The 24,701-nt window shown below is 69.6% G+C and carries 23 protein-coding genes; 11 read left to right on the forward strand and 12 right to left on the reverse strand.

What is annotated here, in order from left to right; genetic code table 11:
* Positions 1-37: 37 nt before the first annotated feature.
* Both ACZ5CR_RS19090 and ACZ5CR_RS19095 read left to right on the forward strand, forming a co-directional pair.
* Positions 38-565 (forward strand): PH domain-containing protein, encoded by a 528-nt coding sequence (locus ACZ5CR_RS19090; protein ID WP_468858941.1) that lies wholly within the window; start codon positions 38-40, stop codon positions 563-565.
* A complete protein-coding gene (locus ACZ5CR_RS19095) occupies positions 562-1,905 on the forward strand; it encodes a PH domain-containing protein (RefSeq protein ID WP_468858944.1) in 1,344 nt (447 codons plus the stop codon). Before ACZ5CR_RS19090 ends, ACZ5CR_RS19095 begins: the two co-directional genes overlap by 4 nt.
* A gap of 165 nt (positions 1,906-2,070) precedes the next feature.
* Here the strand turns inward: ACZ5CR_RS19095 and ACZ5CR_RS19100 are convergent, their stop codons facing one another.
* From ACZ5CR_RS19100 to ACZ5CR_RS19115, 4 genes are all read right to left on the reverse strand, one after another.
* The gene (locus tag ACZ5CR_RS19100; RefSeq protein WP_468858946.1) at positions 2,071-3,090 is read right to left on the reverse strand and encodes a hypothetical protein; all 1,020 of its coding nucleotides are present in this window, start codon (positions 3,088-3,090) and stop codon (positions 2,071-2,073) included.
* A gap of 152 nt (positions 3,091-3,242) precedes the next feature.
* Positions 3,243-4,223 (reverse strand): ABC transporter substrate-binding protein, encoded by a 981-nt coding sequence (locus tag ACZ5CR_RS19105; protein WP_468858949.1) that lies wholly within the window; start codon positions 4,221-4,223, stop codon positions 3,243-3,245.
* A 74-nt stretch (positions 4,224-4,297) separates the two neighbouring features.
* Positions 4,298-4,978, reverse strand: coding sequence for an ABC transporter permease (locus ACZ5CR_RS19110; RefSeq protein ID WP_468858952.1), 681 nt, complete (start codon positions 4,976-4,978; stop codon positions 4,298-4,300).
* Complete coding sequence (locus ACZ5CR_RS19115) at positions 4,975-5,703, reverse strand: ABC transporter permease (RefSeq protein WP_389901679.1); 729 nt, start codon at positions 5,701-5,703, stop codon at positions 4,975-4,977. Before ACZ5CR_RS19115 ends, ACZ5CR_RS19110 begins: the two co-directional genes overlap by 4 nt.
* Positions 5,704-5,835: 132 nt before the next feature.
* Between ACZ5CR_RS19115 and ACZ5CR_RS19120 the strand changes: the two genes are divergently transcribed.
* On the forward strand, positions 5,836-6,993 hold the full coding sequence (locus ACZ5CR_RS19120; RefSeq protein WP_389901681.1) for an ABC transporter ATP-binding protein: 1,158 nt from the start codon (positions 5,836-5,838) through the stop codon (positions 6,991-6,993).
* Positions 6,994-7,061: 68 nt separating this feature from the next.
* Here ACZ5CR_RS19120 and ACZ5CR_RS19125 read toward each other — a convergent pair whose 3' ends face one another.
* Positions 7,062-8,180, reverse strand: a complete 1,119-nt coding sequence (locus tag ACZ5CR_RS19125) for an alpha/beta hydrolase (protein ID WP_468858954.1) — start codon at positions 8,178-8,180, stop codon at positions 7,062-7,064.
* A gap of 163 nt (positions 8,181-8,343) precedes the next feature.
* Between ACZ5CR_RS19125 and ACZ5CR_RS19130 the strand changes: the two genes are divergently transcribed.
* From ACZ5CR_RS19130 to ACZ5CR_RS19155, 6 genes are all read left to right on the forward strand, one after another.
* Positions 8,344-10,218 carry a phosphatidylglycerol lysyltransferase domain-containing protein gene (locus ACZ5CR_RS19130; RefSeq protein ID WP_468858956.1) on the forward strand — a complete coding sequence of 625 codons (1,875 nt, stop codon included), beginning with the start codon at positions 8,344-8,346 and terminating at the stop codon, positions 10,216-10,218.
* Positions 10,219-10,248: 30 nt separating this feature from the next.
* Positions 10,249-11,121, forward strand: coding sequence for a dihydropteroate synthase (gene folP, locus ACZ5CR_RS19135; RefSeq protein ID WP_468858957.1), 873 nt, complete (start codon positions 10,249-10,251; stop codon positions 11,119-11,121).
* The gene (locus ACZ5CR_RS19140; protein ID WP_468858959.1) at positions 11,118-11,672 is read left to right on the forward strand and encodes a nuclear transport factor 2 family protein; all 555 of its coding nucleotides are present in this window, start codon (positions 11,118-11,120) and stop codon (positions 11,670-11,672) included. The genes folP and ACZ5CR_RS19140 overlap by 4 nt, the downstream gene beginning before the upstream one ends.
* Before the next feature lie 133 nt (positions 11,673-11,805).
* Positions 11,806-12,165: a dihydroneopterin aldolase gene (gene folB / locus ACZ5CR_RS19145; protein ID WP_160506392.1), complete on the forward strand. Its 360-nt coding sequence runs from the start codon at positions 11,806-11,808 to the stop codon at positions 12,163-12,165.
* Positions 12,162-12,773, forward strand: coding sequence for a 2-amino-4-hydroxy-6-hydroxymethyldihydropteridine diphosphokinase (gene folK / locus ACZ5CR_RS19150; RefSeq protein ID WP_468858961.1), 612 nt, complete (start codon positions 12,162-12,164; stop codon positions 12,771-12,773). The genes folB and folK overlap by 4 nt, the downstream gene beginning before the upstream one ends.
* Before the next feature lie 75 nt (positions 12,774-12,848).
* Positions 12,849-13,334, forward strand: coding sequence for a DUF3180 domain-containing protein (locus ACZ5CR_RS19155; protein ID WP_468858963.1), 486 nt, complete (start codon positions 12,849-12,851; stop codon positions 13,332-13,334).
* 107 nt (positions 13,335-13,441) lie between these two features.
* Here the strand turns inward: ACZ5CR_RS19155 and folE are convergent, their stop codons facing one another.
* The 6 genes from folE to dacB all read right to left on the reverse strand — a co-directional run bounded on the left by folE (position 13,442) and on the right by dacB (position 21,243).
* Positions 13,442-14,047, reverse strand: a complete 606-nt coding sequence (gene folE, locus ACZ5CR_RS19160) for a GTP cyclohydrolase I FolE (protein WP_468858965.1) — start codon at positions 14,045-14,047, stop codon at positions 13,442-13,444.
* A 118-nt stretch (positions 14,048-14,165) separates the two neighbouring features.
* Positions 14,166-16,190 (reverse strand): ATP-dependent zinc metalloprotease FtsH, encoded by a 2,025-nt coding sequence (gene ftsH, locus ACZ5CR_RS19165; protein ID WP_468858967.1) that lies wholly within the window; start codon positions 16,188-16,190, stop codon positions 14,166-14,168.
* Between the two features lie 203 nt (positions 16,191-16,393).
* Positions 16,394-16,954 carry a hypoxanthine phosphoribosyltransferase gene (gene hpt / locus ACZ5CR_RS19170; RefSeq protein WP_389901979.1) on the reverse strand — a complete coding sequence of 187 codons (561 nt, stop codon included), beginning with the start codon at positions 16,952-16,954 and terminating at the stop codon, positions 16,394-16,396.
* 51 nt (positions 16,955-17,005) lie between these two features.
* Positions 17,006-18,115: a tRNA lysidine(34) synthetase TilS gene (tilS, locus tag ACZ5CR_RS19175; RefSeq protein ID WP_468858970.1), complete on the reverse strand. Its 1,110-nt coding sequence runs from the start codon at positions 18,113-18,115 to the stop codon at positions 17,006-17,008.
* A 236-nt stretch (positions 18,116-18,351) separates the two neighbouring features.
* On the reverse strand, positions 18,352-19,470 hold the full coding sequence (locus ACZ5CR_RS19180; protein WP_468858972.1) for a zinc-dependent metalloprotease: 1,119 nt from the start codon (positions 19,468-19,470) through the stop codon (positions 18,352-18,354).
* Positions 19,471-19,608: 138 nt separating this feature from the next.
* Positions 19,609-21,243, reverse strand: coding sequence for a D-alanyl-D-alanine carboxypeptidase/D-alanyl-D-alanine endopeptidase (gene dacB, locus ACZ5CR_RS19185; RefSeq protein WP_468858974.1), 1,635 nt, complete (start codon positions 21,241-21,243; stop codon positions 19,609-19,611).
* An 85-nt stretch (positions 21,244-21,328) separates the two neighbouring features.
* On the opposite strand from dacB, the gene ACZ5CR_RS19190 reads away from it, so the two are divergent.
* A complete protein-coding gene (locus ACZ5CR_RS19190) occupies positions 21,329-21,817 on the forward strand; it encodes an inorganic diphosphatase (protein ID WP_135330561.1) in 489 nt (162 codons plus the stop codon).
* 139 nt (positions 21,818-21,956) lie between these two features.
* Positions 21,957-23,645, forward strand: coding sequence for a threonine/serine exporter family protein (locus ACZ5CR_RS19195; protein ID WP_468858976.1), 1,689 nt, complete (start codon positions 21,957-21,959; stop codon positions 23,643-23,645).
* A 27-nt stretch (positions 23,646-23,672) separates the two neighbouring features.
* On the opposite strand, the gene ACZ5CR_RS19200 is transcribed toward ACZ5CR_RS19195, so the two are convergent.
* On the reverse strand, positions 23,673-24,365 hold the full coding sequence (locus ACZ5CR_RS19200) for a DedA family protein (RefSeq protein WP_468858978.1): 693 nt from the start codon (positions 24,363-24,365) through the stop codon (positions 23,673-23,675).
* Between the last annotated feature and the right edge of the window lie 336 nt (positions 24,366-24,701).

The raw sequence follows: 24,701 nt of genomic DNA on the forward strand, positions 1-24,701 counted from the left end.
CTACGCGACTGTCACCTCGGCTACGTACGCTTGAGGCATGGAAACGGGGACGGCACAGCCGGCACAGCCAGCGGAGTCGGCACAGCCGGGACAGTCGGAGGCGGAGCCGGTGTGGACCGGGCTGCCACGAGGGCTGCTGCGCATGCGGCGACTGCTCCTCGTGGTGTGGTTCGTGCCGCTCGCGGTGGCCGTCGGGGTGCTCCTGGGGATCTTCGCCGGGCCCGTGTGGGCGGCCTTCGCGGCCCTTCCGCTGGCCTTCGTGGCCTGGGGCTGGCCGATGCTGGGGCGCAACTGGCGCTCCTGGCGGTACGCGGAACGGGCCGACGACCTCCTGATCAGCCGGGGCGTGCTCTGGCACGAGGAGACGATCGTCCCGTACGGCCGCATGCAGCTCGTCGAGGTGACATCGGGTCCCGTGGAGCGGCACTTCGGCCTGGCCAGCGTGCAGCTGCACACGGCGGCCGCCGCCACGGACGCCCGCATCCCCGGCCTCATCCCCGAGGAGGCCGAGCGCCTGCGCGACCGGCTCACCGAGCTGGGCGAGGCCCGCTCGGCGGGGCTGTGAGCGGCGTACAGGAGGTGGCGGGGGAAGAGACAGCACCGGGCACCGAGAGCGTACGAGAACGGCGTCTGCACCCCGTCACACCCCTGCGCAGGGCCTGGGCGCCGGTGGCGGTCCTCGTGGGCCTCGCGGTGCACGACCCGAGCGGCACACAGCGCCGGGTGTCCGAGCTCCCCGTGAGCCAGATCCTCGCCGGGATCGCCGTCGTCCTCCTGGGCGGCGCCCTCTACGGCTTCATGAGCTGGTGGTTCACGCACTTCGCCGTCACGGACACCGAACTGCGCATCCGCACGGGGCTGATCTTCCGGCGTACCGCGCACATCCGGCTCGACCGGCTCCAGGCCGTGGACGTGACACAGCCGCTCGCGGCCCGCATAGCGGGCGTCGCCAAGCTCAAGCTGGATGTCGTCGGGGCGGAGAAGAAGGACGAACTGGCCTATCTGGGCCAGGAGGAGGCCTCCGTCCTGCGGGCCGAACTCCTCGCGCGAGCGGCCGGTTTCGCGCCCGATGCGGCCCGCGAGGTCGGTGAGGCGCCGGTCAACAACCTGGTGCACGTACAGCCGCGCATGCTCGCGATCTCCCTGCTCCTGACCGGCACGACGTGGGGCATGCTCGTCGCCACGCTGATCGTGCCGCCCTTCCTGTGGTTCGCCACCCACAACCTGTGGACGGTCCTCGCGACCGGACTTCCCATGCTGGGCGGCGCGTTCGCCAGCAGCGTGGGGCGGTTCATCGCGGAGTACGACTGGAAGGTGGGCGAGTCCCCCGACGGCCTGCGCATCGACCACGGGCTGCTCGACAAGGCGCACGAGACGGTGCCTCCTGGGCGGGTCCAGACGGTGCGCGTCGTGGAGCCGTGGCTGTGGCGGCGGCGCGGATGGGTGCGGGTCGAACTGGACGTGGCGGGTTCGTCCAACGGCGTCCTGGTCCCCGTCGCGTCACGGGAGGTCGCGGAATCCGTGATCGCGCGGATCCTGCCGGGCGTCCGGGTTCCGGCCGCGGCCGAGCTCATCCGCCCTCCCGCGCGGGCCGCGTGGTGCCTTCCTGTGTGGTGGAAGGGGTACGGCCTCGCGGTGACGGACACGGTGTTCGCGGCGCGGCACGGCCTGCTGCGGCGGCGCCTGTCCCTGGTGCCGCACGCGAAGGTGCAGAGCGTGCGGCTCACGCAGGGGCCTTGGGAGCGCTTCAAGGGGGTGGCGGACGTACAGGTGGACACGGGTGCGAACAAGACGGTGACGGCGCGGCTGCGTCCCGCCGGGGAGGCGGTCGCGCTGCTGTCCGCGCAGGCGGAGAGGTCCCGTACCGGGCGCAGGACGGCGCGCCCTGACCGGTGGATGGCGTGACGGGAGGGGCTGAAGTCCTTCAGCCCGGTCGGCGTTCGAGGCCCTCTTGTTCGAGGCCATCTCGTACGGGGTCCGGGGCGGAGCCCCGGTTCCGGGAAGAGGTGGGACGAGGGAGAGCCCCGCAGGGCCCGCTTACGCCCGTAGTACGCCCGTAGCGCCGTCCGCCTACGCCCGTAGCGCCGTCCGCAGCTCCGCCACATCGATCTGCTCGGTCTCGTCATGTGCCGTCAGGTCGATGACCTGGCCCACGCCCCGCTCGGCATCGCCTTCGGGCGCCCTCTTGAACTCCGCCTCGGCCTCCGCCTTGTGCACGGCGAGTGCCTCCTCGCCCACCACGTCGGCGAGGTCCACGTTCTGTACGGACTCCAGCGCCCCGGCGCTCGCCTCGCTCTTCGTACCGAAGAAGTCGAAGCCTCCCTGGACGGCCGGACGAAGCCTCTGCGCGGGCGGCGCGACGGCGACCGCGCGCTCATGCCCGCCGTACCCCTCGGCCGCCCCGGACTTCCCCCGCGCTTCGTCCCCGTCCGCACTCGGGCGGGAAGCCACACCGCCGCGGGAAGGTTTCGGCGCCATGCGGTCGAGCGCCGTGTTCGCCCGCTCGTACAACGACGGAGGCGCGATCGCCCCCGGGCGCACGACGGGAGCCGGTGCCTCGACCCGGGCCTGGGTCTGCGCGGGAACCGGTGCCTGCTCCCGGACCGGAGCCGGCGGCAACGCCCGCACCGGAGCGGACGCCTCGATGGCAAGGAGGCGGCGCCCCTCGAGGGCGCTCGCCCGCTCGGTCTCCGCGGTCGCGTACCGCCGCAGCAGCGCCGCGTGTTCGTTGCGCAGGGCGGCCAGCTCGGCCCGCTTGGACCGCAGCTTGGTCTCCAGGCGGCCCCGCAGCTCGCGGGACTCGTCGAGATCGGACTCGCACTCGGCTATGCGTTCCTCGTAACGCCACTCGTCGCTCTTGCGGCCGCGCTCGAGCTCGGCGACGCGTTTGCCCGCCGCCAGGTCCCAGCGGCGCATGACGACCGAGCCCACGACGGTCGCCGCGGCCGCGGCGGCGACCAGGCCGCGGAGCACGACGGGTTCCGCGAACAGCCAGGCGCCACCGGCGCAGACAAGAGAGAGGCTGGCGACCGTCGAGGGAGGAAGCAGCCTGTGCAGGGGTGGGGAATGGCGGTGACGTCCACGTGGCATGGCCAGAAACTTACCGCGCGTGGGCGAACTCTGGTGCCCCGCCCGCCAAAATGACAACGCCACAGTGCCGACTCCTCACCCTTGTCGCTCCTCTTCGGCCACTCAACTCCATTTTCGGCCGAGCCACTTCGAGGATGCCGCCTTCGGCCGCGCTACTTCTTGATCAATCCCTTCGACTCCAGATACTCCTCGGCGACATCGGCTTCCTTCTGCCGCTCCACATCGACCTTCCGGTCGAGTTCCGCGAGATCTTCCGTCGTCAGCGTCTTGGTCAGCTTCCCGAGCGCGTCGGCTATCGCCTTGCCGCCCGCGTCCTTGGCGTTCACCACCGGAAGGATGTTGTCCGCGTTCTGCAGCTTCTTGTCGTCCTCAAGGGCCACGAGGCCGAAGCTGTCGAGCGTCGCGTCGGTGGTCGTGGTCAGCACCAGCTGGTCCGTGCCGTTCTTGACGGCCTGCTTGGACTGCGTGGTGCCGACGCCCTTGGGATCGATTCCCGCGACGTCGATGCCGTACTTCTTCTTCAGCCCCGGAGCGCAGAACGGCCGCGACTCGCATTCGTCACTCGCGGCGATCTTGACCTTCTCGCCGGACTTACCAAGATCGGAAAGCGTCTTGAGCTTGTGCTCCTTCGCGTATTCCTTGCTCACCGCGAACGCGTTCTGGTCGACCGCCTCACCGACCGGAAGGATCTTCAGGCCGAGCGGTTCGGCGAGCTTCTTCAGCTCGGTCACCGTGGCGTCCACATCATTCGAGGCGACCGGCTTCGCCTTCGGGCCGTTCTTGCCGAGGTTGAGGAACTCCGCGAGCGTCGCCGCGTATTCGGGAGCGACATCGATCGCGCCCTTCTTGAGCTCGGGTTCGTAGACCTCGCGGTTCTGGACGGTCTTGACCTCGGCGTCGTACCCGGCGTTCTCGAGGACTCCCACGTAGAGCTCGGCGAGCACCTTCTGCTCGGTGAAACGGGCGGTGCCGACCACGATCTTGCCCTTGCCGCCCGAATCGCCCGCGCTGTCGCCGCCCTTGCCGTCCTTCTCCAGGCTGTCACCGCCGCACGCGGTGAGCCCCGCGGTCAACGCCACGACGGCCACGGCCGCCCCTGCCATCCGTCGCGCGCGACGCGTTGTGCTGTTCATCGGTGAACCACCATTTCGAAAGCCTTGGGAAACACTGGAAACTGCCGCCCACACCGGAAACTGCCGCTCGAAGATCACTGCGCGACCCCCGAGCGCCCGCGCATGGGATTGAAGACCTTCCCCACCACGACGAGCACCACCTCCACGCAGAGCGCGAGCACCGCCACCAGCAGCGCTCCCGCCACCACCTGGGGCGTGTTCTGCAGGTTGAACCCGGCCGTGATGATCCGGCCGAGGCCCCCCTCGCCCGCCATGGCGGCCAGCGTCGCCGTGGCGACGACCTGCACGCCGGCGGACCGGACTCCGGTCATGATCAGTGGGTACGCGAGGGGCAGCTCGACCCGCGCGAACAACTGGCGGCCGCTCATACCCATGCCCCGCGCCGCCTCCACCACCGACCGGTCGACCTCGCTCATCCCGATGTAGGCGTTGGTCAGGAGCGGCGGCACCGCGAAGAGCACGAGCGCGATCAGCGTCGGTATGTCCCCGTGCTCGCCGAGCGGGGTGAGCGTGAGCAGCACGAGCACCGCGAGCGTCGGCACCGCACGGCCGATGTTCGAGATGTTCACCGCGAGGGCGCCGCCCTTGCCGATGTGGCCGAGGTACAGGGCGATGGGCAGCGCGATCACACATGCGACGGCGAGGCACACACCGCTGAAGTAGAGGTGCTCGGCGAGCCGGTGCCACACCCCCTTCTCGCCCTGCCAGTTGGCGTCCGTGGTCAGCCAGTCGTACGCGCCGGATATCGCGTTCATGCAGGTTCAGCCACCTTGGCCGGGCGCTTCGCGCGGGCGGAACGCTTCGTACGTATGCGGTGGACGCGCGTCCAGGGCGTCAGCCACCGCTGAAGGGCGAGGAGGAGCAGGTCGGCGACGACGGCGAGCAGCACGCAGAGCGCGGAGGCGGTGAGCACCTGCGCCTTGAAGGTCGTGTCGAGGCCGTCGAGGATGAGCGAACCAAGGCCTCCGTAGTCGACGATCGCCCCCACGGTCGTCAGTGCCACCGTCGCGACCGTGGTGATGCGGACGCCGGCGAGCAACGCGGGGAGCGCGAGCGGCAGCTCGACCTCCCACAGCAGCCGCAGCGGGCCGTACCCCATGCCCTTGGCCGCGTCCCGCGCCTCCTCCGGCACGGCCTGGAGCCCCGCCAGGATGTTCCGCACCAGGATCGTCAGGGAGTACAGCACGAGGCCCGTGACGACCAGCGAGGCCGAGAGCCCGAAGAAGGGCAGCAGGAGCGAGAACATCGCGAGCGAGGGAACCGTGTACAGCACGGTCGTCAGGCCGAGGATCGGGCCCGCGAGGAAGCGCCAGCGCCGCGCGAGCAGCGCGAGCGGCAGCGAGACGGCGACGCCGATGGCGACCGAGGCCGCGGTGATGCCCACGTGCTGCACGGTGGCGTCGATCAGTTCCTGGCTGCGTGAGCGGACGTACTCACCGCAGATCCAGTCGTTCGTCACCAGACAGTTCTGCTCGCTCATCGCGCCCCACTCCCCCCGAGTCCCGATTTCTGAGGCCGTCTGGCGACCCTAACGCGCAGCACTGACAATCGCCGAGACTCGTCGTACTGGCGCAACATGGGCTTTACATATCGCCCGCAACAATGGGGAATCATGATCCGGTTCGAGCACGTCACCAAGCGGTACGAGGACGGCACCACGGCCGTCGACGACCTGTCCTTCGAGGTCAACGAGGGCGAACTGGTCACGCTCGTAGGACCGTCGGGCTGTGGCAAGACGACGACGATGAAGATGGTGAACCGTCTCATCGAGCCGAGCGAGGGCCGGATATTCGTCGAGGACGATGACATATCGACCATCGACCCGGTCCAACTCCGGCGCCGTATCGGCTATGTCATCCAGCAAGTCGGCCTCTTCCCGCACAAAACGGTCCTGGAGAACACGGCGACCGTCCCGCATCTCCTCGGCGTGAAGCGCGCCAAGGCCCGCGAGCGTGCCGCCGAACTCCTCGACCTGGTCGGCCTCGACCCCGCGACCTTCGGCGACCGCTACCCCGAGCAGCTCTCCGGGGGCCAGCGTCAGCGTGTCGGTGTGGCCCGCGCGCTCGCGGCCGATCCGCCCGTGCTCCTGATGGACGAGCCGTTCGGGGCCGTCGACCCCGTGGTGCGCGAGCACCTGCAGAACGAGTTCCTCCGCCTTCAGCAGGCCGTCCGCAAGACCGTTCTCTTCGTCACGCACGACATCGAGGAGGCGGTCCGCCTCGGCGACCGCATGGCCGTCTACGGAAACGGCCGCATCGAGCAGTTCGACACCCCGTCGACGATCCTGGGCGCACCGGCCAACGGCTACGTGGCGGACTTCGTCGGCGCGGACCGCGGCCTCAAGCGCCTCTCCGTGACGCCCATCGAGGAGGGCGACCTGGAGCAGCCGCCCGTCCTGCACCTGGACGACCCGCTGCCCGCGAAGCTCGAAGCCCGCTGGGCCGTGGTCCTCGACGGCGAGAACAACCTGCACGGCTGGATCTCCGCCGAGCACGCGCACGGCGGCCCGGGGACGGTCAGGGACCACGCGCGCCGCATGGAGGCGTGGCTGCCGGTGGGCGCGACCCTGAAGCAGGCGTTCGCGACGATGCTCCAGCACGACGCGGGCTGGATCGCGGTCATCGACAAGGACAGCGAGGGCCGCTTCCTCGGCATCCTGACCCCGGCCCGGCTGCACGAGGCGCTGCGCAGGTCGACAGCGGCGGACGCGCGCGACATCGCGCGCGGCGATGTCGAGTTGGAGACCATCACGGCCATCGGCAAGAGCTGAAGCCCCGACAACCGACCGGAAGCCGACCCTCTGCTTGTCGTTCGGCCGCCTACTTGGTGTTCGGCCGCCTACTTGGCGTTCACCCGCCCGCTGATCCACTCCAGTGTCGCGGGGATCTCACGGCGCCACGTGTTGAAGTTGTGCCCGCCGCTGTCGAGCGTGATGGACGAGACCCGGGTCGGCGACTTCACCTTGCCGATGAACGCCTTGGTGTCCTTGTAGTTGTCCTCTCCTTGTTTGCTGGTGGTGACAAGGAGAGACGTCTTGGGCGGCGGCATGTGGTCGAGGTACCACATGAGGTCGGCACGCCGCTCCAACTCCTTGTCGCCCCGGAAGAGATCACCGGTCGTGACGTCGATCGGCGCCTTGTAGTACGCGGAGAGGCCCGCCCCCGCCGCGTACACGTCGGGGTGGTGCACGGCGAGCTTCAGGGCGCAGTAACCGCCCGTGGAGTCGCCGATGGCGCCCCAGCTGCCCGCGGTCCTGCCCGCCCTGTAGTGCGCGGAGATGGCATCGGGCAGGTCCTTGGCGAAGAACGTCTCCGTCTGCGGACCGCCGGGGATGTCCACGCACTCGGTGTCCCGCGGCGGCGCCACGGTGGGCCGCATCATCACCAGAATCATCGGCTGCATCCGGCCGCGCTTGGCGAGGAGATGGGCGGTCTGCGGGTAGTGCAGGCCCTTGACCAGGGCCTCGGCGGTGCCGGGGTAACCCGTCAGGACCACGGACACCGGGAACCTGCGGTCCTTGTACCGCGGCTGGAAGTACTCGGGCGGAAGGTAGACGTACGCGGGGCTCGCTATGTCCGACTCCTTCCCGCTGACGACGACCTTCTGGATCTGCCCGGCGGTCGACGGCCTGTCGCCGCCGGGCACGTTCACGGGCCGGGTGCTGCGCACGTCGACGGGTGTCCCGCCCTTGGCTGGATCGTGGTCGACGACGACACCGGGGCTCGTCTCCTGGCCGAAGAGATCCGCCCACGTGGCGTAGAAGCCGAAGGCCTGGTTGGTGGCGAGACCGACCGAGGCGAAGATCGCCAGCTGCGTGGCGATGAGGAGCCCGATACGGCCGGTGACGGCCCGCCAGGACCGCCTGGCCAGGCGCGGCCAGAGCCATACCGTGCCGATGAACAGCATGACGGCGAGGAGAACCGCCAACGCGAGGACCGCTTTGCTCGTCAGACCCATGGGGTGCTCTGCCTACGCTTTCTGCCTGTTCCGTCGTTCTTTTTCTATGGTTTTCCGGTCGGGAGTGAACCCGATCACCGGAAGGACCGTCCTAGAGGGCGCAATGTCGCCGGATGCCGTTTTGGTGCCGGATTGAAGCTCTCTCGCAGAACCACGGGATGCGATGTCTGTCAGGATAGATGCGGAAAAGTCGGGCGGGGTTCCGGAGAGTGAGGGCAGCCGCCCCGAAGGCCGGCGCCGTACCGGCGGGCTCCGTGACGGCAGACTCGGACGGCTGCTCCGCGGCCCCCGCCCCGAGGCCGTACCGGCCCTCGTCGCCCGCGCCTGCACGCTCGTGGGCCTGCTGAACGTCGCGGCCGGTGTCTTCCCCCGCTTCCGCAACAGCCGGATGCACGCTATCGCCGAGGTGCTGCCCGGCGCGCTCGGCCCCTTCGCCGCCGCGCTCGCGCTCAGCACGGGTGTGCTCCTGCTGCTGCTCGCGCACGGCCTGCGCCGCCGCAAACGGCGGGCCTGGCGGGCCGCCGTGGTGCTGCTCCCGGCAGGTGCCGTGGCCCAGTTCACCTACCGGCACTCGGTCATCGGCGTACTGATCTCGCTCGCGCTCCTCGCGCTGCTGCTGCGCCACCCGCGTGAGTTCGCCGCGCTGCCCGACCCGCGCAGCCGCTGGCGGGCGCTCGCCAACTTCGTGCTCCTCGGGGCCGGTTCCATCGTCCTCGGCCTGGTCATCGTCAGCGTCCACCCGGGCAGGGTCGTCGGCGACCCGAGCATCACGGACCGCCTCACGCACGTCCTGTACGGCCTGTTCGGCCAGGAGGGCCCGGTCGACTACTACGGACGGACGTCCTGGACGGTCGCCTACTCGCTGGGCGCCCTGGGCCTGCTCACCGCGATCACCACCATCTATCTGGCCTTCCGCCCCGAACACCCGGCCGCGCGCCTCACCGAGGACGACGAGACGAAGCTGCGCGCCCTGCTCGACAAGCACGGTGCACGCGACTCGCTCGGCCACTTCGCGCTCCGCCGCGACAAGGGCGCCGTCTTCTCCCCCAGCGGCAAGGCGGCGGTCACCTACCGCGTCGTCTCCGGAGTGATGCTCGCAAGCGGTGATCCGATCGGCGACGTGGAGGCCTGGCCCGGCGCGATCGAGCGCTTCATGGACGAGGCCAAGGCGCACTCCTGGACGCCCGCTGTCATGGGCTGCTCCGAGACGGGCGGCGAGGTCTGGACCCGGGAGACCGGCCTGGACGCCCTCGAACTGGGCGACGAGGCGGTGGTGGATGTCGCGGATTTCTCCCTGTCCGGGCGTGCGATGCGCAACGTACGCCAGATGGTCAAGCGGATCGAGCGGAATGGCTACGAGACGCGCGTACGGCGCGTGCGTGACCTGGGGGAGCGCGAACTGGAGCGAGTACAGCGCGCCGCCGACGACTGGCGCGGCACCGACACCGAACGCGGCTTCTCCATGGCGCTCGGCCGCATCGGTGACCCCGACGACGGCGACTGTCTGATCGCGACCGCCCACAAGGCTGACGACGAACCGGGCGCCTACGGAGACCTCAAGGCCGTCCTCCACTTCGTCCCCTGGGGCAAGGACGGCGTCTCCCTGGACCTCATGCGCCGCGACCGCTCGGCCGACCCCGGCATGAACGAGCTGCTCATCGTGGCCGCCCTCCAGGCCGCCCCCAAACTCGGCATCGCCCGGGTCTCGCTCAACTTCGCGATGTTCCGCGCGGCACTCGCGCGCGGCGAGAAGATCGGCGCGGGCCCTGTACTGCGCGCCTGGCGCGGCCTGCTCGTCTTCCTGTCGCGCTGGTTCCAGATCGAGTCCCTGTACAAGTTCAACGCGAAGTTCCGCCCCCGCTGGGAGCCCCGCTTCGTCGTCTACCGCTCCTCCAAGGACCTCCCCCGCATCGGTTTCGCGGCCATGCAGGCCGAGGGCTTCGTCACCCTCGCGCTGCCCCGCTTCCTGCGCCGGGGGACCGCACAGCGCCGCCCCTGCCCGCACGGAGCGGCGGAGCACGAGGTCCGGGCGGCGTAGAGCCCGCCCGTCCGGGCCTAGGCTGGAGGCATGAGTACGTTGCGCGGGCGGGGAACGGTCGAAGGGCTGCCGGAGTGGGGCCGCTGTGCGGTCATGGGGGTCGTGAACGTGACCCCCGACTCCTTCTCCGACGGGGGCCGCTGGTTCGACACCACGGCGGCCGTCAAGCACGGCATCGACCTGGTCGCCCAGGGCGCCGACCTGGTCGACGTGGGCGGTGAGTCGACCCGTCCCGGCGCCCCGCGCGTCGACGAGGACGAAGAGCTGCGGCGCGTGGTCCCTGTCGTGCGGGGTCTCGCGTCCGAGGGCGTGACGGTGTCCGTGGACACGATGCGCGCCACCGTCGCCGAGCAGGCGCTCGCCGCGGGCGCCGTCCTGGTGAACGACGTCAGCGGCGGCCTCGCCGACGCGCGCATGGTCCCCGCGGTCGCCGCCGCGGGGGCGCCCTTCGTGGTGATGCACTGGCGCGGCTTCCTCACCGACATCCACGCCAAGCCCGTCTACGAAGACGTGGTCTCCGAAGTCGTCGACGAGCTCCACGCGCGCGTGCAGGCCGCCATCGAGGGCGGCATCGCCCCCGAGCGCATCGTCGTCGACCCGGGCCTCGGCTTCTCCAAGGACGTCGAGCACGACCTGGCGCTCCTGGCCCGCCTGGACCGCCTCCGTGAGCTCGGCCACCCGATCCTGGTCGCCGCGTCCCGCAAGCGCTTCCTCGGCCGCGTCCTCGCGGGCCCCGAGGGCGCTCCGCCGCCCGCCCGCGAGCGCGACGCGGCCACCGCCGCCGTCTCCGCCATCGCCGCCCACCAGGGCGCCTGGGCGGTCCGCGTGCACGAGGTGCGGGCCACCGCCGACGCCGTCCGCGTCGCACACGCCGTGGCCGGCGCGTCGGGCGGTTCTCGGTGACCCGGGCCAAGACCGACGCGGAACAGGTCGAAGCGGCCAACACGGCCTTCTACGAAGCACTGGAGCGCGGCGACTTCGACGAGCTCTCCGACCTCTGGCTGGACGCGGACACGGCACCGCGACCGGCGGGCCCCGCCGACGACGCCGACCCGGACGACCTCGACGGCCGGGACGACGAGGACATCGCGGAGGACGGCGACGAAGCCGCGATCTCCTGCGTCCACCCCGGCTGGCCCGTCCTCACGGGCCGCGGCGAGGTCCTCAGGTCGTACGCGCTGATCATGGCGAACACCGAGTACATCCAGTTCTTCCTCACCGACGTGCACGTCAGTGTCGCCGGTGACACCGCCCTGGTGACCTGCACCGAGAACATCCTCAGCGGCGGCCCGCCCCCGGAGGGCGGCGGCGAACTCGGGCCGCTCGTCGGCCAGCTCGTCGTCGCCACCAATGTGTTCCGCCGCACAGTCGACGGATGGAAGCTCTGGTCACACCACGCCTCACCCGTACTCGCCGAAACCGACGACGAAGAGGGCGAGGAGTCACCCTCCTGAGTGGGTAGGGGCGGTTCCAAGAGCCCCCGCGGGCAAGGACTGTCAGTGCGCGCAGGTAGATTCGATCGAGGCTGGTGTGCCGACCGCACTCGGTGCAGGCCTGCCGATACCGACGATTGCAGGAGTGATTCGCGTGGATCGTGTCGCGCTGCGCGGCCTGAAGGCCCGTGGGCACCACGGTGTCTTTCCGCGGGAACGCGAAGAGGGCCAGACCTTCATCGTGGACCTGGTTCTTGGCCTGGACACCCGTGCGGCCGCCGCCGACGACGACCTGGCGAAGACCGTGCACTACGGCGTCGTGGCGGAGGAGGTCGTGGCCGCCGTCGAGGGTGATCCCGTCGACCTCATCGAGACGCTCGCCGAGCGCATCGCCCAGACGTGTCTCAAGCACGAAGGAGTCCTGGAGGTCGAGGTGTGCGTCCACAAACCGGACGCCCCGATCACCGTCCCCTTCGACGATGTGACCGTCACCATCACCCGGAGCCGAGTATGACCGCGTTTTCCACGCAAGGGCAGAGCGACCCGACCGTCCAGCCGGTGCCCACCGCTGTGGTGGAACAGGTCGACGCCGCCGACACCACCCTCTCCAACCCCAAACGAGCCGTGATCTCCCTCGGCAGCAATCTCGGCAACCGCCTGGAGACGCTGCAGGGCGCGATCGACGCCCTGGAGGACACGCCAGGACTGCGCGTCAAGGCGGTCTCTCCGGTGTACGAGACGGAGCCCTGGGGCGTCGAACCGGACACCCAGCCGTCGTACTTCAACGCGATCGTCGTGGTGAAGACCACCCTGCCGCCTTCCTCGCTCCTGGAGCGGGCCCACGCGATCGAGGAAGCCTTCCATCGCGTACGGGACGAGCGCTGGGCCGCCCGCACGATCGACGTCGACATCGTGTCGTACGCCGACATCGTCTCGGACGACCCGATCCTCACGCTCCCCCACCCGCGTGCGCACGAGCGCGCCTTCGTCCTCGCCCCCTGGCACGACGTGGAGCCCGAGGCGCAGCTCGCGGGACGCGGCGCGGTCGCCGACCTGCTCGCGAAGGTCACCCGCGACGGCGTCACACCCCGTGTCGACCTGGAACTCAGGCTGCCCGAATAGTCGTTAGGGTCTAACGGACCCGCACGACGAGAAGCGGTTCCGTACGACGACGACGAAGGCGACGAGGGGTCACCCGTGGAGCACCTGCGCATCAGGACACTGGCCGGCCTCTTCGTGGTGGCCGGGGTGCTGTCCTGGGCGGGCGCCAGGCTGTGGGACTCCGTCGGCACACTGCCGCGGGTCCCGCTGGCCGCGCCCATCGTGCTCGCGGTGATCGCCGCGGTGCTGCTCGCCACGGCGCTCTCGCTGCGCTCCCGGCTGCGCGCGCAGCGCGAGCGGCGCCCCGGGGCGAAGGGCGTCGAGCCGATGATGGCCGCGCGCGCCGTCGTCTTCGGCCAGGCGAGCGCCCTGGTCACCGCCCTGGTCGCCGGGATGTACGGCGGCACGGGCGTCTTCCTCCTGGAGTACCTGGACGTCCCGGCCCGCCGTGACCAGGCGATCTACGCGGGACTCTCGCTCCTGGCGGGCATCGCGGTGATAGCGGCGGCCCTCTTCCTGGAGAAGGTCTGCAGCCTCCCGGAGGACGACGACGAGAACGGCGGGACGGCCGCAGCCGCCTGAAGCAACCCGGCGGGGAGCATCCCGAAGGGGCGCGGGGAACCGCGCGACCAGCCACGACGCCCCCGCAGACGAACCCGCACGTCCAGCACGTCCCGCGGAGCGGGCGCCTAGCGCGCCATGATGAGGCTCATCGCCTCATTGCGCGTCGCGGGGTCACGGAGCTGGCCCCGCACCGCCGACGTGATCGTCTTGGCGCCCGGCTTCCGCACCCCGCGCATGGTCATGCACATGTGCTCGCACTCGACGACCACGATGACGCCGCGCGGCTCGAGGATCTCCATCAGGGAGTCCGCGACCTGCGTGGTCAGCCGCTCCTGGACCTGCGGACGGCGCGCGTACACGTCCACGAGACGGGCGAGCTTGGACAGGCCGGTGATCTTCCCGTCGGACGACGGGATGTAGCCGACGTGCGCGACGCCGTGGAACGGGACCAGGTGGTGTTCACATGAGCTCTGCACCTCGATGTCCTTCACCAGGACCATCTCGTCGTGGCCGAGGTCGAACGTCGTCGTCAGGACATCCTCGGCCTTGAGCCACAGACCGCCGAATATCTCCCTGTACGCCCGCGCCACGCGCCCCGGGGTCTCCCGCAGGCCCTCGCGGTCCGGGTCCTCGCCGACCGCGATCAACAGCTCGCGCACGGCGTTCTCGGCTCGCTTCTCGTCGAACTCGCCGATCGCGCCCTCGCCGTCCAGCGTCACGGGGTCGGTCATGTGTGCCTCGTTCCTAGCGTTCCACGCGTCAATGCGTCAGTAGTACGAAAAACTGCGCCCCCCAGGCTAGAACCAGGGGGGCGCAGCTTCCATTCCGGGCCTGCTGAGACGCCGGGGATCAGCTCTCGGAGCGATCCTCCTTGGTCACATCGACGGGCGTATCCGTCGGGCCCGCTGTCACCGCGGGAGTGGCGCCGTTCGCACCGTTCGTCAGTGACAGCTCCCGGGGGGAGAGCACCGGCGGGCGGGTCGAGGGCGTGCGCCGCGAGGAACCGGTCCACGCCGGGCGGGCCGGGCGCTTCACGATGCCGGAGAAGACCTCGGCGATCTGCTCCTTGTTGAGCGTTTCCTTCTCGAGGAGCTGGAGGACCAGGTTGTCGAGAACGTCGCGGTTCTCGACGAGGATCTCCCAGGCCTCGTTGTGCGCGGTCTCGATGAGCTTCTTGACCTCTTCGTCGACCAGCGCCGCGACCTCTTCGGAGTAATCGCGCGGGTGACCCATCTCGCGGCCGAGGAACGGCTCGGAGTTGTCGCCACCGAACTTGATCGCGCCGAGCCGCTCGGTCATGCCGTACTGCGTGACCATGGCCCGTGCGGTCGCGGTGGCCTTCTCGATGTCGTTCGCCGCGCCCGTCGTCGGGTCGTGGAAGACGAGCTCCTCCGCCGCGCGCCCGCCCAGCATGTACGCGAGCTGGTCGAGCATTTCGTTGCGCGTGGTCGAGTACTTGTCCTCGTCCGGCAGGACCATCGTGTAACCGAGGGCCCGGCCGCGCGACAGGATCGTGATCTTGTGCACCGGGTCCGAGTTCGGAGACGCCGCCGCGACCAGGGCGTGTCCGCCCTCGTGGTACGCGGTGATCTTCTTCTCCTTGTCGGACATGATCCGAGTCCGCTTCTGCGGACCGGCCACGACACGGTCGATCGCCTCGTCGAGCGCGTTGTTGTCGACCAGCTTCTTGTCGCCGCGCGCCGTCAGGAGCGCCGCTTCGTTCAGCACGTTCGCCAGGTCGGCACCCGTGAAGCCCGGCGTACGCCGCGCCACCGCGCCGAGGTCGACGTCCGTGGCGACCGGCTTGCCCTTCTGGTGAACCTTGAGGATCTCCAGACGGCCCAGCATGTCCGGACGGTCGACCGCGATCTGGCGGTCGAAACGGCCGGGGCGAAGGAGCGCCGGGTCGAGGATGTCGGGGCGGTTCGTGGCGGCGATCAGAATGACGCCGCCCTTCACGTCGAAGCCGTCCATCTCGACGAGCAGCTGGTTCAGCGTCTGCTCGCGCTCGTCGTGACCGCCACCCATACCGGCGCCGCGGTGCCGGCCGACGGCGTCGATCTCGTCGACGAAGACGATCGCCGGGGCGTTCGCCTTGGCCTGCTCGAAGAGGTCACGCACACGCGAGGCACCGACACCGACGAACATCTCGACGAAGTCGGAACCGGAGATCGAGTAGAACGGGACGCCGGCCTCACCCGCGACAGCACGCGCGAGAAGCGTCTTACCCGTACCGGGCGGGCCGTACAGGAGCACGCCCTTGGGGATCTTGGCTCCGACGGCCTGGAACTTCGCCGGCTCCTGGAGGAACTCCTTGATCTCGTGGAGTTCCTCGACGGCCTCGTCCGATCCGGCCACATCCGAGAACGTCGTCTTCGGAGTGTCCTTGGTGATCAGCTTGGCCTTGGACTTCCCGAACTGCATGACCCGGGAGCCGCCGCCCTGCATCTGATTCATCAGGAACAGGAATACGACGACGATGAGTACGAAGGGGAGCAGCGAAAGCAGGATGCCGACGAACGGGTTCTGCTTCGACGGCGAGACGGTGTAACCGTCCGGGATCTTCTTGTCCTGGTACTTGTCCTGCAAGGTCTTGGCGATGGCAACACCTTGGTTGCCGATGTAGCTCGCCTGGATCTTGCTGCTGTCCTTGACCTTCTGGCCGTCCTTGAGTTCGACCTTGATGGTCGACTCGTCACCGGTGGTGAGCTTGGCTGATTCGACCTTGTCGTCGTTGATCGCCTGCACAACCTGGCCGGTGTCCACTGTTTTGTAGCCGCCGGACGAACCGACGACCTGCATCAACACGACCACGGCAAGGACGGCCAGCACGATCCACATGACTGGCCCACGGAAGTATCGCTTCACGTCCATCCATACGGAGCGATGACGCCCCGTCCCTCCTGCCATAGTGAGTTTGATAAAGACTGTTCTTCGGACGGTACCTCAGCATTGTCACCCGAAGCCGCACGGGAGGGCTGACAAACCTGTCTTCGCATGCTCCAACGCCGGGAAACGGGTGAGGGTTCCCGGCCGCCTCCGTGGAGTTGGCCCGGGAGCCTTCGGGGAGCCGGGTGTCAGCCGCCGTAGACGTGCGGAGCGAGCGTGCCGACGAACGGCAGATTGCGGTACTTCTCCGCGTAGTCCAGGCCGTACCCGATGACGAACTCGTTCGGGATGTCGAAACCGACCCACTCCACGTCGATCGCGACCTTGGCCGCCTCCGGCTTGCGAAGCAGCGTGCACACCTTCAGCGACGCGGGCTCGCGCGAGCCGAGGTTGGAGAGCAGCCAGGACAGCGTCAGACCGGAGTCGATGATGTCCTCGACGATCAGGACGTGCCTGCCCTTGATGTCGGTGTCCAGGTCCTTGAGGATCCGCACGACCCCGGAGGACTGGGTGCCCGCGCCGTACGACGACACGGCCATCCAGTCCATGGTGAGCGGGGTGGACAGCGCACGCGCCAGGTCCGCCATGACCATCACTGCGCCCTTGAGCACTCCGACGATCAGCAGGTCCTTGCCCGCGTACTCCGCGTCGATCTTCGCGGCCAGCTCAGCCAGCTTGGCGTCGATCTCTTCCTTGGTGATGAGCACCGACTGAAGGTCGGTGCCCATGTCTTTCGCGTCCACCCGCATCACTTTCGGTCGTCCGTCCCACCGGCTGCGCGGGGACCAGGGGCCCCTCGGTCAACAGCCTTGCCGGATGACCAGTCTGCCACCCTGGCGCTGGGCGACGACTTTGCCCGGGAGATTGATGGCTCCCTGGCCGCGCCAGCCCGTGATCAGCCGGTCGACCTCTTCCAGGTGCCGGGCGAACAGCGCACCGGCCGGGGCGCCCGCGTCGATGGCGGCGCGGCGCACGATGCGGCGGCGCACGGCGGGCGGCAGGGCGTAGAGCTTGGCGCACTCCAGGAGGCCCGCGGCATCGCGCACGGAGGCTTCCGCCTGCGCGGCCCAGTGGTCCAGGGCATCGGCGTCGTCCCGGGACAACTGGGCCGTACGGGCGAGTGCCTCCACGACGCCTTTGCCCAGCGCCTTCTCCAGGGCGGGCAGACCTTCGTGCCGCAGCCGCGAGCGTGTGTAGGCGGGGTCGGTGTTGTGGGGGTCGTCCCAGACGGGCAGCGACTGGACCATGCAGGCCTTGCGGGCCGTCTGCCGGTCGATGTGCAGGAAGGGGCGGCGGTAGCGGCGGTCGGCACCCGGTCCGCCGGACACCGCCGCCATCCCGGACAGCGAACGGATGCCGGACCCGCGGGCGAGGCCGAGCAGGACGGTCTCCGCCTGGTCGTCACGGGTGTGGCCCAGCAGGATCGCTGCGGCGCCGTGGCGTTCGGCGACGGCGTCGAGCGCGCCGTACCTCGCGTCGCGGGCCGCGGCTTCGGGGCCGCCGTCCCGGCCGACGTCGACGGCGACGGACTCGATCGGTTCGAGGCCGAGGGCGGTGAGCCGCGAGACGACCTCGGCGGCGCGCAGATCGGACCCGTCCTGCAGTCCGTGGTCGACGGTGACGCCGCCGGCGCGGATGCCGAGCTTGGGGGCCTCGAAGGCGAGGGCGGAGGCGAGCGCCATGGAGTCGGCGCCGCCGGAGCACGCGACAAGGACGAGTGGCGCCGGGGCCTGCTCGCATGGAGGGTGGGCGTGAGCGGGGCGTGCGGGAACGTGCTCGGGGGTGCGCTGTGCTTGGGGGCGCCTTGGATCGGCGCGATGGGCTTCGGTGCGCTGTACGTCGGTCAGTACGTCGTGGAGTACGCGGCGGACCGCCAGGCGTATCGCCGCGACCGCAGGATGGGGACCCATGTCCGGTTCCCTTCATGAAGTTCGGGGGTGAGCCTCGGACCTGTCACTCAGGACCACATTCGGGAGATCAGGCCTCAGGCAGATCCCATGAGGTTAGTCACTCAGAGTGTGTCGATGGTGACAGAGCCGAGCCGTTCCCCGAGCATTGCACGCCTACCCATGGCTCACGGTCCCTCGGACGGGTGATTGCGGAGGCGTTCTCCTGCCATCGGCCGCAACTCGCTCCCTTGCCGCCCTCACTCTCCCTTACGGTGCACCCGCGCGACCCAATCCGCCGGTTTGGCGATCTCCGACTTGGTGGGCAGCGTGTTCGGCGAGGTCCACACCCGGTTGAAGCCGTCCATCCCGACCTCGCCCACGACCGCACGCACGAAACGCTCGCCGTCGCGGTATTGGCGCAATTTCGCGTCGAGGCCAAGCAGCTTGCGCAGGGCCTGGTCGACGCGGCTCGCCCCGCGCGCCCTGCGCTCCTTGAACTTCTCCCGGATCTCGCCGACGGAGGGCACCACGTCGGGGCCGACTCCGTCCATCACGAAGTCCGCGTGCCCTTCGAGCAGCGACATCACGGCCGTGAGGCGGGCGAGGATCTCGCGCTGGGCGGGGGTCTGCACGAGCTCCACGATGGAGCGGCCGCCGTCGTCGTCCTCGCCCTCGGGGCGGCCGCCGACGAGCGACTGGGCCGTCTCCCTGATGCGCTCGATGACCGTCATCGGGTCGACCTCGGTCTCCGAGAGGAATGACTGGATCTCACCTTCGAGGTGATCCCGCAGCCAGGGCACGGCCGAGAACTGCGTGCGGTGCGTCTCCTCGTGCAGGCAGACCCAGAGCCTGAAGTCATGGGGGTCCACGTCGAGTTCGCGCTCGACGTGCACGATGTTCGGTGCCACGAGGAGGAGCCTGCCACCGCCGCTCTGCCCTGCCGGGAGGTCGCGAGTGGCCGGGGCGAAGGTCTCGTACTGCCCGAGGACGCGTGAGGCGAGGAAGGAGAGCAGCATCCCCAGCTCGACGCCCGTCACCTTGCCGCCGACCGCACCGAGCATGGCGCCGCCGGGGCCGCTGCGCCGGTCCTGCATCTTGTCCAGGAGCGGCTTGAGGATCTCCCGGAACCCGGCGACGTTCGCCCGGATCCACCCGGCACGGTCGACGACGAGCACCGGGGTGTCGTGGGTGTCCTCCGTGCCCATCCGGGTGAAGGCCCGGACGTGCTCCTCCGAGGACTTCGCATGCTTCCGGAGCTCGGCGACGATGGCCCGCGCCTCGTCCCGGCTCACTTCTGGACCCGGCCGGACGAGCCGGGTCGCGGTCGCCACCGCGAGATTCCAGTCGACCATCTCCGCACCACCGATGCTCGTCATGCGTCAACGGTACGTGGTCGGCTCCGCCTGCGGAGGGGGTTGAGCCCCGAGATTGCCCTGGGCCGGCCCCGTAGGGGTCAGCGGGACTCGACGGAAAGGCGCCGGGGCCCAGGGGGACTCACCGGCGTTCACCCGCTCTCACCGGCACCCGCACTTCGCCACCGCCGACGCCATGTGGTCGAGCGCCGCCTGGGCCGCCATGGGGTCCGTGGTGCCTGTCGTCATGAAAGCGAAGACCAAGAGGCGGCCGTCCGTGTCGACGACCGTGCCCGCGAGGGTGTTCACGCCCGTCAGGGTGCCGGTCTTGGCGCGTACGACGCCGGTGCCCGGTGAGCCCTTGGGGTAGCGGTCGACCAGCGTGCCCGTGAAACCGGCCACGGGCAGGCCCGTCACCACCGAGCGCAGTTCGGGGTGGGCGGGGTCGGCGGCGCGGGCCAGGAGCGCGGCGAGCAGTTCGGCGGAGCTGCGGTCCGCCCGGTCCAGGCCGCTCCCGTCGGCGAACTTCGTTCCGTCCAGCGGAAGTTGGGCCTTCTTGAGCTGGGCGTCGATCGCCTTGCCCGCGCCGTCGAAGCTCACCGGCTCCTTGGCGGCGAGCGCCGTCTGGCGGGCAAGGGCCTCGGCGATGTCGTTGTCACTGTGCGTCAGCATCCGCTCGACGAGGGCGGACAGCGGCGGAGACTCGACCTTGGCGAGGGACTCGGCGCGGTCGGTCGCCTTGGACGGGCCGGGGTCCTTCTTCTTGTCGCCGTCGTTCTTCTTGTCGCTCTCGCTCTTCTTGTCCTTCTTGTCCTTCGCGTTGTCCTTCGCGGTCGTCTCGATGCCCTCGTCCTCCAGGAAGCCCGCGAACTTCTTCGCCGCGTCGGCCGCCGGGTCCCCCGCGCGCGGCGCCGGGCCGCTGGAGGAGTCGTCGAGGCGGCCCTCGTCGGCCATCAGGGCGCTGACCAGGGTGAGGTTCTCGTTCGGGCCGATGGGGTGCTGCTGCTCCCCCGAGTACAGCGAGGTGTCGTACGACAGGTTCACCTCGTCGGCCCCGCGGTCCTTCAGGGCGCGCGCGGTGTCCTGAGCCAGGTCGCGCAGGCTCGCGGAGCTCCCCGAGTAGGGGCCGTCCTTGCGGGCGGTGAGCGTGGGGTCGCCGCCTCCCACCAGTACGACGTCCTTCGAGTCCGGCTCGATCACCGTCTTCGTGGTGATGCGGTGGTCGGCCCCGGCCGAGGTCAGCGCGGCGACCGCCGTAGCGATCTTGGTGGTGGACGCGGGCGTCAGAGCATCGCCGCCCCCCTTGCCGTAGACCTGCCGCCCGGTACCCGCGTCGATGACGACCGCCGAGCGCTCGGGACCGAGCGCCTTGTCCTTCAGGAGCGGATCGAGGACGCCCGCGAGCGCCTTGGCGTCCGGGGCGGGCGCGGAGCCGCCGTGCGCGGAACCCGCGGGTGCGCCGAGCCCCCTGAGCACGGAGGGGGCGCTCGGGGCGGCCCCGGGCGCCCGTCCGGACGTACGACCGCCGTGATCTGCGCCACCCCCGGCCTCCTGGGAAGCCGCCCGGTCCCGCTCGGCCGTACGCTGACCGGAGGAATCCCAGGGGCCCGCCGTGGCCACCGCACCGGCCGCGACCACGAGTCCGACGGTGGCGGCACCCGCCGTGAGCTGCCAGGTCTTGAGCTTCGAAGGAGTCTTGAGAGCGGCAGGGATCTTGGGAGCCGGAGGCCTGGGAAACTGCCCCGCCAGCCCCCGAACCTGCTGCCAGGTCTTCTGCCAAGGCTTGAGCTCGGGCACGACAACCAGCCCCTTTCGCGATCACACATCTGCGTGAGGGACACTTAACCACCCGAAGTATGTGCTGATCATGGAGGAGCCACCCGTGGAGTTCGACGTCACCATCGAGATTCCGAAGGGTTCGCGGAACAAGTACGAGGTGGACCACGAGACCGGCCGGATCCGCTTGGACCGTCGCCTCTTCACGTCGACCAGCTACCCCGCGGACTACGGATTCGTCGAGAACACCCTCGGCGAGGACGGTGACCCGCTGGACGCCCTCGTCATCCTGGACGAGCCGACCTTCCCGGGCTGCCTCATCAAGTGCCGCGCGATCGGCATGTTCCGGATGACCGACGAGGCGGGCGGCGACGACAAGCTGCTCTGCGTCCCGGCGTCCGACCCGCGCGTGGAGCACCTGCGCGACATCCACCACGTCTCCGAGTTCGACCGCCTGGAGATCCAGCACTTCTTCGAGGTCTACAAGGACCTGGAGCCCGGCAAGTCCGTCGAGGGCGCCGACTGGGTCGGCCGCGCGGACGCCGAGGCCGAGATCGAGAAGTCGTACAAGCGCGCGGAGGCGCAGGGGCACTGAGTGCCCACCCCCTGCCTCTGAATTCCGCCGGCGGGCCGCGTGATCTTCACGGAGACCACGCGGCCCGTTCGCGTATCTGTGCGCATACTGTTCGTACTGGAGGTGCACAAGGTACGTATGTGGGAGCGAGGCAGTGAAAGTGGCTGATCAGGAGGCCGAGGACCGAAAGCCACAGTCGGACGAGGCACGGAGTGCGTTCACTCAGCCCACCGGCGTACTGGCGCAGCCACAGGCACCCGAGGACGAGTCGCAGACGACCTCCGAGTTCGCGATCCCGACGGGTCTGCCGAACCTCACGTCGCCGAGCCTCTCCTCGACCACCCAGGAGACCGAGAAGTCGGCGTTCACCACGCCGAACACCTACAGCTCCCGCAACGCGCCGCCCGCCTTCACTCCCCCGCAGGGCATACCTCTGGTGAAGCTCACCAAGGAGACGCCCTGGCAGGACCAGATGCGCACGATGCTGCGCATGCCGGTGGCAGAGCGGCCCACTCCTGAGGCCTCGCAGAAGCACGAGGACGAGACCGGCCCCGCCGTTCCGCGCGTGCTCGACCTCACCCTGCGTATCGGCGAGCTGCTGCTCGCGGGCGGTGAGGGCGCCGAGGACGTGGAGGCGGCGATGTTCGCCGTCTGCCGCAGTTACGGCCTTGACCGCTGCGAGCCGACCGTGACGTTCACGCTGCTCTCGATCTCGCACCAGCCGTCCCTGGTGGACGACCCGGTCACGGCGTCCAGGACGGTACGCCGCCGAGGCACCGACTACACGCGTCTCGCTGCCGTCTTCCGGCTGGTGGACGACATCAGCGACACGGACATCGAGGTCTCCCTGGAGGAGGCATACCGCCGTCTGGCGGCAATCCGCCGTAACCGTCACCCCTACCCCGGCTGGGCACTCACGGCGGCCGGCGGGCTGCTCGCGGGCTCGGCTTCCGTGCTCGTCGGCGGTGGCGCGCTCGTCTTCGTGATCGCTGCGGTCGGCGCGATGCTCGGCGACCGTCTCGCCTGGCTGTGCGCGGGCCGCGGGCTTCCGGAGTTCTACCAGTTCGTGGGGGCCGCGATGCCGCCCGCCGCGATGGGCGTCACGCTCAGCCTCGTGCACTCTCAGGAGGTCAACGCGTCCGCGGTGATCACGGGTGGCCTCTTCGCGCTGATCCCCGGAAGAGCCCTGGTCGCGGGCGTCCAGGACGGCCTGACCGGCTACTACATCACGGCGGCCGCCCGCCTCCTCGAGGTCTGCTACCTCGTCGTGGGCATCGTCTGCGGCGTGCTGCTCGTCCTGTCGCTCGGCGTGATGCTGGACGCGACGAGTCTGCAGCCGGAGACGACGTTCGTGGAGGTCGACTCGCGCCCGGTGATCCAGATCCTGGCGTCGATGGCGCTGAGTCTCGCCTTCGCGATACTGCTCCAGCAGGAACGTCACACCGTGCTGATCGTGACCCTCAACGGCGGTATCGCCTGGATCATGTTCGGCGCACTCGCGCAGACGTCGCTCGAACTCTCGCCGGTCGCGTCGACGGCCATCGCCGCCGGGCTCGTGGGCCTGTTCGGCCAGCTATTCTCGCGCTACCGCTTCGCCTCTTCACTGCCGTACGTCACCGCCGCCATCGGCCCGCTGCTGCCCGGTAGCGCGACGTACTTCGGGCTGCTCGCCCTCGCCCAGAACGACATGACCACGGGCATCAACTCGCTCACCAAGGCGGCGGCGACGGCACTGGCCATCGCGATCGGCGTGAACCTGGGCAGCGAGGTCTCGCGCCTGATCCTCAAGGTGCCGGGCGCGACCACCGCGGCGAACCGCCGTGCGGCCAAGCGGACCCGAGGATTCTGACCCCGGGTCCCACCGGCCGCTTCGGGACTATCGCTTGGCGTGTCGACCGCGCGACGCCGGGGCAGCCCCCGGGGCGTCGCCCTCGGCCGCCGCGGCCTTCTTGGACTTGCTGCGCGCCCGCAGGAACTCGATCGCGATCGGCACCACCGAGATCAGGACGATCAGGATGAGGATCGCCTCGATGTTCTTGTGCACGAAGTCGACGTTGCCCAGCCACGCGCCGAGCATCGTCACGCCCGCGCCCCACAGGACGCCGCCGATGATGTTGAACGTGATGAACGAGCGGTACCGCATGCCGCTGACGCCCGCGATGATCGGCGTGAACGTACGCACGATGGGCACGAAGCGGGCCAGGACCAGGGACTTCGGGCCGTACTTCTCGAAGAACTCGTGCGCCTTGACCACGTTCTCCTGCTTGAAAAGCTTGGAGTCCGGGCGGTTGAAGAGCGAGGGGCCGACCTTCTTGCCGAAGAGGTAACCCGCCTGGTCGCCGAGGATCGCGGCGACGCAGATGAGGACCACACAGAGCCAGAGCGGGAAGTCCAGCTGCTTCGTCGTGATGAGCAGACCCGTCGTGAACAGCAGCGAGTCGCCCGGCAGGAAGAAGCCGATGAGCAGGCCGGACTCGGCGAAGACGATCGCGAGCAGACCCCAGACCCCGAACGTGTTCAGAAGGTAATCCGGGTCCAGCCAGCTTGGTCCGAGCGCAAGCGTCGTCACGGTTCCGGGCTCCTGAGGGTGAGAGGGCGATGCGGCGGGGACGGCCGCCCAAAGCTATCAACGCGAGGTGACGTGCCCAGGTTCCACCGCCCTTCCCAGAGTGCGCTGTGCGGGCTCTGGGACAAAGCTGTGTGCCAGGGGTATCGAAGATTTCGGCGGCGGCACCGATCCGCACTCCGACGTACTGGTCGTGACGACGAACGACGTACCGGGATACCGCGTACAACAGATTATCGGTGAAGTCTTCGGCCTCACCGCGCTTCCCCGAGGCCGCGGACGTGGGGACAGAGGTGTGCGCGTACGGGACTGCATGGTGATCGCGCAGGAGCAGTGACA

This window comes from Streptomyces sp. NPDC031274 (assembly GCF_055570235.1).

Bases quoted from the DNA above. Each gene is read 5' to 3' on its own strand.
- ACZ5CR_RS19115 (WP_389901679.1), bottom strand. From the start codon at position 5,703: ATGAGCGAGCAGAACTGTCTGGTGACGAACGACTGGATCTGCGGTGAG.
- hpt (WP_389901979.1), bottom strand. From the start codon at position 16,954: ATGCGGGTGGACGCGAAAGACATGGGCACCGACCTTCAGTCGGTGCTC.
- ACZ5CR_RS19105 (WP_468858949.1), bottom strand. From the start codon at position 4,223: ATGAACAGCACAACGCGTCGCGCGCGACGGATGGCAGGGGCGGCCGTG.
- ACZ5CR_RS19130 (WP_468858956.1), top strand. From the start codon at position 8,344: ATGTCTGTCAGGATAGATGCGGAAAAGTCGGGCGGGGTTCCGGAGAGT.
- ACZ5CR_RS19090 (WP_468858941.1), top strand. From the start codon at position 38: ATGGAAACGGGGACGGCACAGCCGGCACAGCCAGCGGAGTCGGCACAG.
- folK (WP_468858961.1), top strand. From the start codon at position 12,162: ATGACCGCGTTTTCCACGCAAGGGCAGAGCGACCCGACCGTCCAGCCG.
- ACZ5CR_RS19100 (WP_468858946.1), bottom strand. From the start codon at position 3,090: ATGCCACGTGGACGTCACCGCCATTCCCCACCCCTGCACAGGCTGCTT.
- ftsH (WP_468858967.1), bottom strand. From the start codon at position 16,190: ATGGACGTGAAGCGATACTTCCGTGGGCCAGTCATGTGGATCGTGCTG.
- folE (WP_468858965.1), bottom strand. From the start codon at position 14,047: ATGACCGACCCCGTGACGCTGGACGGCGAGGGCGCGATCGGCGAGTTC.
- ACZ5CR_RS19180 (WP_468858972.1), bottom strand. From the start codon at position 19,470: ATGACGAGCATCGGTGGTGCGGAGATGGTCGACTGGAATCTCGCGGTG.
- ACZ5CR_RS19125 (WP_468858954.1), bottom strand. From the start codon at position 8,180: ATGGGTCTGACGAGCAAAGCGGTCCTCGCGTTGGCGGTTCTCCTCGCC.
- ACZ5CR_RS19110 (WP_468858952.1), bottom strand. From the start codon at position 4,978: ATGAACGCGATATCCGGCGCGTACGACTGGCTGACCACGGACGCCAAC.
- tilS (WP_468858970.1), bottom strand. From the start codon at position 18,115: ATGGGTCCCCATCCTGCGGTCGCGGCGATACGCCTGGCGGTCCGCCGC.
- folP (WP_468858957.1), top strand. From the start codon at position 10,249: ATGAGTACGTTGCGCGGGCGGGGAACGGTCGAAGGGCTGCCGGAGTGG.
- ACZ5CR_RS19120 (WP_389901681.1), top strand. From the start codon at position 5,836: ATGATCCGGTTCGAGCACGTCACCAAGCGGTACGAGGACGGCACCACG.